The following is an 8,880-nucleotide window of genomic DNA, read 5'->3' as shown; positions in this document are numbered from 1 at the left end:
ATGCCTTTTTCTCCATCGCCGAGTGGATACCTGATTGCGCTGAACGGGCTTTGGACGCAACCAGGTATCCACTCGACGGGGGAGGGGTTAGTTGAGGTGGGTCAGGAAGTCGACGAGGGCCCTCGTGAACTCCTGGGGCGTCTCCATGGGAGGCGTATGGCCTGCGTCGGCGATGGTGACCAGGCGACCCTGGGGGAGGGCGTCGGCCATCCGCTGCCCGGCGCCGTTGTCGAAGGCATCGTCGTCGCCGACGATTACCAGGCTCGGCACCTGCAGAGTGGGGAGCAGCCCTGTGAAATCCTGTCGCCACGCTCGCCCTCGCATGGCCGCCGCGGAGCCCTGCGCCGGGGCGGCGGCAATCATCGCGCGCACGGACTCGGCGGTCTCAGGCCTCTGCTCGATCGTCTGGGGCGAGACCATCACCCCTAGGACCTTCTCGGCATATGCATCCATGCCCTCGGCGAGGATGGCATCGGCGCCCACATTGCGGCGTCGACGCCCGGCACGGTCTTCTGCCTGCGGCACGGTGTCGCAGATGACCAGGCCGCGCAGCCTGTCCCCGTGGTCGTGAGCGAACTGCATGGCGACCTGCCCGGCCATGGAGAACCCGAGCACCACGGTGGTCTCGATGCCCAGCTCGTCCAGCAGCAGTGCCAGATCGTTCGAGAACTCCTCCGTGGAGACGACGCCCTCCGTGATGGCCGAGCCCCCGAACCCGCGCAGGTCCGGTGCGATGACTCGCCAGCCGGCGTCGACGAGCGCGGGGATCTGTGCGTTCCACATGGAACGGTCGTAAGCGTGCCCGTGCAGCAGGACGACGACGGGACCGCTGCCCTGATCCGTGTAGGTGATCACGGTGTCGTCGATCTCGATGCTGTGGTCCTGTGAGCTCATGCTGCGACCTCCCGAGATGGTGCGTTTCGGTGCGGGCACGGAGTTCCTGAGGGGGACCGTGCTGCCGCGGTGTCCTGCGCTCAGACTAACCGGCGGTTTGACGCAGCTGTGCTGTCGGTCGGCGCGGATAGCCTCGAGCACAACATCGATGATCCGCGACTAGGGGCCGTGTCCCGCATGCCGGCTGCGACCATGGCGTCACTGCCAAGGGCCGAGCGGCACAGTGCCGGGACCCCGTGATCGGAGGGTGCCGCGAGAAGGGGTCAGGGAGGCGAAGCAGTTGAGCAGGGTGAGTCGGCTCAGGGGGCCGGGTGGTCCCGAGCTGTTCGATCTGCCGAGGCAGACCCGAGAGGTCGCCCCGGGAGCCGTGCATGTCCCTGGGTGGTTGAGCATGCAGGAGCAGGCCGCGCTCGTGGCGAAGTGCCGCGGCTGGTCGCGGGGCGAGCATCGGATGCGTCACTACACGACCGCCACCGGCGGAGTCATGTCCGTGCAGTCCACCGTCCTGGGCCGGACATGGGAGAAGCCCTGGGCCCCGTCGGTGTCATCGCCGGGTGGGGCGTATGGGCGATCGTCGGCACCACGACCGATCCGCGCCGATCGCGGTGGAGGCCCGGCAGACGAGACCTTCGATCGCACAGACGCCGACGGCGCGGTGGGGCAGCGGCTTCCCGCCGCACTGTGGGACCTCGGCCGCCGAGGGGTCGCGGCGGCCTACGGGGAAGACGCACTGGAGGCCGCGTCGTTCGAGCCCACCACGGCGCTGGTGAACTACTACGACACCTCGGCGCGCATGGGGCAGCACCAGGATCTCGATGAAGCGGGGCCGGAGCCGATCGTGTCCCTTTCCCTCGGGGACTCCTGCATCTTCCGCCTGGGCAACACCGAATCGCGGGGCCAGCCCTACCAGGACATCGTGCTGCGCAGCGGGGACCTCTTCGTCTTCGGACGGCAGTCGAGATGGGCCTTCCACGGGGTGCCCGCCATCCGTCCGGGAACCGGCGACCCAGCCCTGGGGCTGCGTCACGGGGGCCGGCTGAACATCACGATCCGATCCAACATTCCCGGAAGGCCGGGGCGCGATCCGCAGAGGGAGCGCAGACAAACGGTGTCTTTCGAGGCCATGGGCGACGACCAGACCGGATCGGTGACTGGCTGAGACCGGTGACCGAAGCACCAGGACAGGACAGGAGCAGCAGATGGAGATCGAGACCGCAGCGAACAGCGTCCGGGCAGAGCCGGGGAGTGAGGCCTTCAAGGATGGCTACCGCCTGCTGGCCGAGGAGCTGGCCTCGGGCGTGGCCGTGGTGGCTGCGCGGCATCGGCGGCGGGATCAAGCGGTGACCGTCACCGGCTGGCTCGACATCTCCTACGATCCGCCCACCATGGCCGTGAGCCTCTTCGACGAGGCCCGGATCTGCGAGGCGGTGGAGGCCTCCCTCACCTGGACGCTGAGCGTCCTGCGTCGGGACCAGGAGGCGACCGCCACCTGGCTGGCCTCGCCCGGCAATCCCGTCGACGGGCTGCTGGATTCCGTGGCATTCCGCCGCTCGCCGGTGGGCGGGGCAGCAGTGCTCGATGGGGCACTGGCCTGGTTCGAGCTCGAGACGCAGCAGATCCACTCGGCCGCCACGCACCTGCTCGTCGTCGGCCGGGTGGTGGCCATGGGCCGGGGCTCCGAGCGGGACGGTTCCTCGAGCCGGACTCCGGCCGGGCCTCTGATCCACTGGGGCCGGCAGTTCCACGGGCTGGGCAGCTGAGACAGCGGCGCAGCACGGTGGTGCCGAGCCCGGTCGCGGTCAGAGGAATCTTCTGATGTCAGGTCCGTGTTGTGCTTTGTGAAGCAGGCGGTCCGCGACGCCTCGCACATGTGGGAGTCTGAGCCGAATGCTGAGTCAGCCGAGCTGACCCGGGGGAGTCCGCGCGCCCTTGCCGTGAGGTGCGCGGCGATCGTGATCGCACCCGTCGTCCCGGCTGAGACCGGGCCGGGGCAAGTCTCAGGAGAAGGAGCCAGATGTCTGAGCAGGACAGCGCCAGCACCGTGCAGGAGGGCCGTGAGGCCGAGGAGCGCACCGAGCAGCTCGCGGACTTCGTGGTGCCCCCGTCGCGCCTGGAGGACACCACGAGCCTGAAGGGCGGATTCGGGGCGATCTTCGGCAGCCACCCGGCCGGCGTTGCGGTGATCACGGCTGAGGGGCCGGACGGCCCCGTGGGGCTTACCGCCTCGTCGCTGTCCTCGGTCTCCGCGGATCCGCCCATCATCGGCTTCTCGTTGCAGGCGCGCCGCGGCTCGGCGGCTCTTGTGGCTGAGGCGGACACGCTGCTCGTGCACCTGCTGGACTCCTCCAACGTTTCGATCGCGCGAGCCTTCGCGACCCACGGGGCACCGCGCTTCGGCGATGCCATGAACTGGCGGCAGCTGCCGACCGGGGAGCCGCTGCTGACTGATGTCGGCCGCGTGATGCGCGTGGAGCCGCTGGCCCGCATCAAGGCCGGGCCCGCCCTGGTCTTCAACTGCGGAGTGCTCGAGATCCTGGGTTCGGAACCTGCGGGTGCTGCGCTGGTGTACCACCAGCGTCAGTTCCACAGCCTGTCCGAGTCCACGGTGGCCGACTACCAGATCTGAGCATCTGTCCAGGTCGGGGCATGTTCTGCTCGGGCCGGGGTGCCGATCCTCCACAATGGTTGACATGTCACGCTGAGTCGGGGTAGATTAAGTGACATATCAACCAGCCGGCTGCGGAGCACCGCACCGGCAGACCATCCACAGCGGCGCTACCGCTGCAGACAGGAGGAATCCCATGAGCACCCTCGATCGCCTCACCCCCGGCACCTGGACCTTCGACCCCGCCCACTCGCAGGTCGGCTTCGTGGTCCGCCACGCCGGCATCTCCAAGGTCCGCGGCTCGTTCCACGATGTCTCCGCCGACTTCGTCGTGGCCGAGCAGGTCGAGGATTCGACCCTCGATGCCGTCATCAAGACCGCCTCGATCGACACCGGCGACGAGAGCCGCGACGGCCACCTGCGCACCGCCGACTTCTTCGACGTCGAGAACAAGCCGGAGATCACCTTCCACGCCACGAGCATCCAGCTCGGCGGCGGCGAGGGCACCATCACCGGCGAGCTCACGATCAACGGCGTGACCCGCACCATCGATCTCGACACCGAGTTCAACGGCGTGGTCGTGGACGCCTTCGAGGCCACCCGCGCCGGCTTCGAGGCCACCGCCACGATCTCCCGCAAGGAGTTCGGCCTGACCTGGAACGCAGCCATCGAGGCCGGCGGCGTCCTGGTCTCCGACAAGGTCGTGCTCAACCTGGACGTGGCCTTCACCGCTCCCCAGGGCTGAGACCCGCTGCATCGCTCATCCGTCCTCCCGGCGGATTCAGCCCCGCCCCCGCATGGGCTGTTGAGCGCGCGGCACGCATGATGAAGCGCCCGTCACCGGATCAGCCGGTGGCGGGCGCCTCTTCATGGGCGGGCATGCCCGAGGGGGCGGGGGCGGCTCAGCGCACGGCGGAGATGATCCACCAGATCAGCGGGATCGCCACGACCAGCAGCAGGACCAGACGACGCACGCGCACCTCGAACAGCGCAGCGCCGCGCGAGGAGCTGCGCGCCTCCTTGGCGATCTCGTCCTTGAGCGGCTCCGGCTGGGGGCCGTCTCCGGTGCCGTCCTGCGACGGCTGCTGCGGGGTCAACGCCACCTCGTGGTCATCAGCAGCCCGATCATCATCAGGCCGATGCCGATGCCCACGTTCCAGTAGCCGATGCCCGGGATGGGGTAGCTGAAGTCGAGCAGGTACCACAGGATGAGCCAGGCCAGGCCGATGACGATCAGGCCGAACATGATCACCTGGTACCACACGGGAGTGGGATCGGCCTCCGGCGCAGCGGCGCGCGATGAGGCCTTGATCTCCTCGGCGAGCTCCTCGGCGTCGCGCTCGTCATCGGGCTCCTCGCCCGAGCTGATGCGGGCGTCTCGAGCGGCTGCGGCCGCGCGCTGATCGCGCTCCCAGCGCCGGCGCTGCGCCTCCGGCAGAGCCTCGACGGCCAGGCGGGTGAGCTCCTCGTCGACGGCCGCCGGGGTCGAGGCAGAGTCAGCAGCCTCCGAGCTCGCGGAGGATCCCGAGCGGAGCCTGCGCTTCTTGAACTGGGACACGGATGCAACCTCCTGCTGTGGTGGCCCTGGCCGCAGTGGTCAGCCCACGATGCGGCCCCGTCCTGGATTTCGACCAGGCCGAGAACCCGCCCATACTATCGGCAGGCACTGAAGCACCGGCCGTGCGCTTCCCGAGCGTCAGCAGGTGCCCGGCAGTCCCCATCCCCCCCCCTCCAGCATCGCAGCCGCGATCTCCGTGATCGGCGAGCTGCTGCTGACGCTCGGCGTCCTCGTCCTCCTCTACGTGGTCTGGCAGCTGTGGTGGACGAACATCGAGGCCGGGAATCTCCAGGACGAGGCCGTGGCAGAGATGTCGCGCAGCTACGAGGGCCCGCTCGAGCCAGCGCCTCGCGCCCTGTGATCGTGGGGACGACCGCCGAGGTGCTCGACAGCCTGGGGCTGGGCCCCTACCCGGGCACCGCCATGCCCGGCGAGGAGGGCAATTTCGCGGTGGCCGGGCACAGGCAGACAGACGGCGCGGTGCTGGATCACATCGATGCCCTCCAGGAGGGCGACCGCATCCATGTGCGCACGGCGGACGGCTACTACACGTACCTGTACTCCGAGGCGCAGATCGTGCTGCCCACCCAGACGGACGTGATCGCCCCCGTCCCCGGTGAGCCGGGTGCACCGGCCGACGGGCGCTACATGACGCTGACCAGCTGCCATCCGCGCTTCGGGGACACCGAGCGCATCATCGTGCACGCCGAGCTGGAGTCGTGGCGCCGAACTCCGCCGGCCCGCCACCCGAGATCGCCGACGTCGTCCAGCGCGACGCCGACGGCCTGTGAGACAGGAGAGCACATGGACGCCTCGCCCTCCTCGCGGCAGTAGCCTGGTAGCCCCGTGAACATCCGCAGCCCCTGGAGGTCGCCGTGACTGTGAAGGTCCTCGTCGTCGACAACTACGACAGCTTCGTCTACACCCTCGTGGGGTACCTCCAGCAGCTCGGGGCGCAGACCACCGTGGTGCGCAATGACGACCTCAGCGAGACCGAGATCGCGCACCTGGCGGATCAGCACGACGGCGTCCTGCTCTCGCCGGGCCCCGGAGCCCCTTCGGAGGCCGGGGTGTGCGCCTCCCTGGTCCGGCGCGCCGAGCGGACCGGCCAGCCCCTGTTCGGCGTGTGCCTGGGGCACCAGTCGCTCGGGGAGGTCTTCGGCGGGACCGTGGGCCATTCCGAGCAGCTGATGCACGGCAAGACGTCGGCGGTCAGCCACGAGGACGACGGCATCTTCGCCGGCGTCCCGTCGCCCTTCACCGCGACCCGCTACCACTCGCTGTCCGTGTCCGCCCAGGAGGTCCCCGAGGTCCTGCGCGTCACCGCCTGGACCGAGGAGGGGCACATCATGGGACTGTCGCACCGCAGCGCCCCGATCCACGGCGTGCAGTTCCACCCCGAGTCCGTGCTCACCGAGGGCGGGCATCTCATGCTCGGCAACTGGCTCGAGATGTGCGGCTTGGCCGGTGCCGCCGAGCAGGCCGCGCATCTGTCGCCGCTGCTTGTGCGCTGAACGCAGTCGCAGACAGCGCGGACGGACAGCGGCCCCGGCCATCCGCCCGGGGCCGCTGTCTGCGCTCAGGCTTCCGAGGAATCCGAGGAGCTGCTGCTGGCGGAGCCTCCCGCCTCCTCGGCGCGGGTGGCGGATTCGTTCGCCGAGCCGGTGGCCGCCGCGCTGGAGCCGCCCGAACCGGACGAGCCGGACGAACCGCCGGAGCCGGAGGTGCTCGCCGCCTCGGTCCGCTCCGCGGTGGGCTTGGCCGAGCTGGGCTCCTCGGAAGGCTCCTCGGTGGTGGGCTCCTCCGTGGGCTCCTCGGTGGTGGGCTCCTCGGAAGGCTCCTCGGTGGTGGGCTCCTCGGAAGGCGCCTCGGTGGTGGGCTCTTCTGTGGGCTCCTCGGTGGTGGGCTCCTCCGAGGGCTCGTCGCTGCTGTCCTCCGCGGGCGTGGTGGGCTGCGGGGCCGGGGCGACCGCCACGGTGATCGTGATGGTGCTGCCCTGCGTGACGTCCTGGCCGCCTTCCACGGACTGCCGGATGACCGTGCCGGCCGCGTACTCCGAGGTGGCCTGCTGCGCCACCGCGACGCCGAGCTGGGTGTCGTCGGCGCCCAGACGATCCGTGGCCTGGGACTGCGTCATGCCCAGCACGTCCGGGACCGTGACGCGACCGGTCGAGAGGATCAGCCCCACGGACGAGTCCCGCGCGACCTCCGAGCCGCCCTCCGGGTCCGTGGCCACGACAAGGTCTGCGGGGATGGTCGGGGAGTTGCGGGTCTGCGTCTGCTCCGCTGCCTCGAGTCCGGCCGCGGAGATCATCTCCCGGGCATAGCTCTCCGACTGGCCCTCCAGGTCCGACGGCACCGTGACGGCCTCACTTCCCTGCGACACGGTGAGCGTGACGGAGGAGCCCTCGTCCACCTCGGTGCCCTCGCCGGGATCGACGGAGATCACGTGATCGCGCTCGACGTCGGAGCTGAGCTCCTCCTCTGTCTCAACCACGAGCCCGGCGCTCTCGAGCTGATCCTGGGCATCGTCGGCCTCCAGACCGACCACGTCCGGGACATCGACCTGCTCCGGGCCGCGGTTGACCCACAGGAAGGCGGCGACGGCCGCAGCAGCCAGCAGCAAGAGCACGGGGACCAGCCAGACCAGGGGGCTGCGGCGCTTGCGCTCCTGCTTCGCAGCGGGGGCGCGACCATCTCGCGGAGCATCCGGATCGAGGGCCGAGCCGCCGCCGGCACCGCCTGCAGAGGCGGTGGTCGAGCTTTCGTCCGACGGCGTGATCGCGAAGACTGGGGCGGCCTCTCCCTGAGCGGAGCCGCCGAGCGCCGCGGCGCCTGCGCCAGCCCCGCCTGCCGCACCGAGTCCTGCGGCGGCGGCTGGGGTCACAGCGGTGTGAGGGCCGTCGGCCTCGGACGCGCCAGCACCTGCTGCGGCGATCGGACGGGTCATGGTCGTGGCGTCGATCCGGGCGGGACCGCGCAGATCGACGACGGCGCGACGCATCTCCTCGGCCGATTGGAAGCGGGCCTCGCGGGGCTTGGCCAGCGCCTGGGCCATGAACGAGTCGAACTGGGGGTGCAGCTGAGGGGCCAGGCTCGAGGGCGCGGGAGGGGCGTCTCGGACGTGCTGGGCCGCGATGTCCACGGAGGCCTCGCCCACGAATGGCGCCCGCCCGGTGAGCATCTCGAAGAACACGCAGGCGGCGGAGTAGAGATCCGAGCGGGCGTCGACGTTCTCGCCGCGGGCCTGCTCAGGGGAGAGGTACTGGGCGGTGCCCAGCACGGCCTGGGTCTGGGTGAGCGCGGCCTGCGTGTCCTCGACCGCCCGGGCGATGCCGAAGTCCATGACCTTGACCCGGTCATCCGGGGTGATGACCACATTGGCCGGCTTGATGTCGCGGTGGACGATACCCGAGCGGTGGCTGTAGGCCAGGGCATCGAGTATGCCCTCCATGGCATTGACAGTGTCCTCGGTGCTGAGCCGATCATCGCGGATCAGCTGGCGCAGCGTCTGGCCGGGTACGTACTCCATCACGATGTACGGGCAGGCGACGTCCGAGGGGACCTCCGGCGGGATCTCGCCGGTGTCGTACACCGAGGTGATCGTGTGGTGGTTCAGCCCGGCGACCGCCTGCGCCTCGCGCTGGAAGCGCTCCTGGAACGAGTCGTCCCGGGCGAGCTCGGGCTTGAGCACCTTGATCGCGACGTCGCGTCCGAGCCTCCGGTCGGAGGCCAGGTACACGGTCGCCATGCCGCCGCGTCCGATGGTCTCCTTGACCTCGTAGCGGTTGTTGATCAGCTCGGGAATGGGGGACTGCTCCAT

The 8,880-nt window shown here is 69.9% G+C and carries 11 protein-coding genes; 7 read left to right on the top strand and 4 right to left on the bottom strand.

Going from position 1 to position 8,880, the window contains the following annotated elements; genetic code table 11:
- Positions 1-87: 87 nt before the first annotated feature.
- A complete protein-coding gene (locus M3E84_RS08720; RefSeq protein ID WP_259895807.1) occupies positions 88-894 on the bottom strand; it encodes an alpha/beta fold hydrolase in 807 nt (268 codons plus the stop codon).
- Positions 895-1,117: 223 nt separating this feature from the next.
- On the opposite strand from M3E84_RS08720, the gene M3E84_RS08715 reads away from it, so the two are divergent.
- The 4 genes from M3E84_RS08715 (at position 1,118) to M3E84_RS08700 (ending at position 4,244) form a co-directional block, all read left to right on the top strand.
- Positions 1,118-2,053, top strand: coding sequence for an alpha-ketoglutarate-dependent dioxygenase AlkB (locus tag M3E84_RS08715; protein WP_311200457.1), 936 nt, complete (start codon positions 1,118-1,120; stop codon positions 2,051-2,053).
- Positions 2,054-2,093: 40 nt separating this feature from the next.
- The gene (locus M3E84_RS08710; protein ID WP_259895805.1) at positions 2,094-2,654 is read left to right on the top strand and encodes a flavin reductase family protein; all 561 of its coding nucleotides are present in this window, start codon (positions 2,094-2,096) and stop codon (positions 2,652-2,654) included.
- Between the two features lie 254 nt (positions 2,655-2,908).
- Entirely contained in the window at positions 2,909-3,520 is a 612-nt protein-coding gene (locus M3E84_RS08705) for a flavin reductase family protein (protein ID WP_259895804.1), read from the top strand.
- A 175-nt stretch (positions 3,521-3,695) separates the two neighbouring features.
- Positions 3,696-4,244, top strand: coding sequence for a YceI family protein (locus tag M3E84_RS08700; protein WP_259895803.1), 549 nt, complete (start codon positions 3,696-3,698; stop codon positions 4,242-4,244).
- Between the two features lie 157 nt (positions 4,245-4,401).
- On the opposite strand, the gene M3E84_RS08695 is transcribed toward M3E84_RS08700, so the two are convergent.
- Together M3E84_RS08695 and M3E84_RS08690 are read right to left on the bottom strand one after the other, a co-directional pair.
- Positions 4,402-4,596, bottom strand: a complete 195-nt coding sequence (locus M3E84_RS08695; protein ID WP_259895802.1) for a hypothetical protein — start codon at positions 4,594-4,596, stop codon at positions 4,402-4,404.
- A complete protein-coding gene (locus M3E84_RS08690; RefSeq protein ID WP_259895801.1) occupies positions 4,593-5,057 on the bottom strand; it encodes a cell division protein CrgA in 465 nt (154 codons plus the stop codon). The genes M3E84_RS08695 and M3E84_RS08690 overlap by 4 nt, the downstream gene beginning before the upstream one ends.
- Before the next feature lie 145 nt (positions 5,058-5,202).
- Between M3E84_RS08690 and M3E84_RS08685 the strand changes: the two genes are divergently transcribed.
- From M3E84_RS08685 to M3E84_RS08675, 3 genes are read left to right on the top strand one after another with little or no spacing between them, the layout of a single operon-like run.
- Complete coding sequence (locus tag M3E84_RS08685) at positions 5,203-5,418, top strand: hypothetical protein (RefSeq protein WP_259895800.1); 216 nt, start codon at positions 5,203-5,205, stop codon at positions 5,416-5,418.
- A complete protein-coding gene (locus M3E84_RS08680) occupies positions 5,316-5,891 on the top strand; it encodes a class E sortase (protein ID WP_311200456.1) in 576 nt (191 codons plus the stop codon). The genes M3E84_RS08685 and M3E84_RS08680 overlap by 103 nt, the downstream gene beginning before the upstream one ends.
- A 41-nt stretch (positions 5,892-5,932) precedes the next feature.
- Complete coding sequence (locus M3E84_RS08675; protein ID WP_259895798.1) at positions 5,933-6,571, top strand: aminodeoxychorismate/anthranilate synthase component II; 639 nt, start codon at positions 5,933-5,935, stop codon at positions 6,569-6,571.
- 65 nt (positions 6,572-6,636) lie between these two features.
- Here the strand turns inward: M3E84_RS08675 and pknB are convergent, their stop codons facing one another.
- Positions 6,637-8,880 carry a Stk1 family PASTA domain-containing Ser/Thr kinase gene (pknB, locus tag M3E84_RS08670; protein ID WP_259895797.1) on the bottom strand — a complete coding sequence of 748 codons (2,244 nt, stop codon included), beginning with the start codon at positions 8,878-8,880 and terminating at the stop codon, positions 6,637-6,639.

This window comes from Kocuria sp. p3-SID1428 (assembly GCF_025149945.1).
In the GTDB taxonomy this organism is placed as follows: domain Bacteria; phylum Actinomycetota; class Actinomycetes; order Actinomycetales; family Micrococcaceae; genus Kocuria.
Note: the sequence above shows the minus strand (reverse complement) of the source record. Positions and strands in the feature narration are given on the sequence as shown.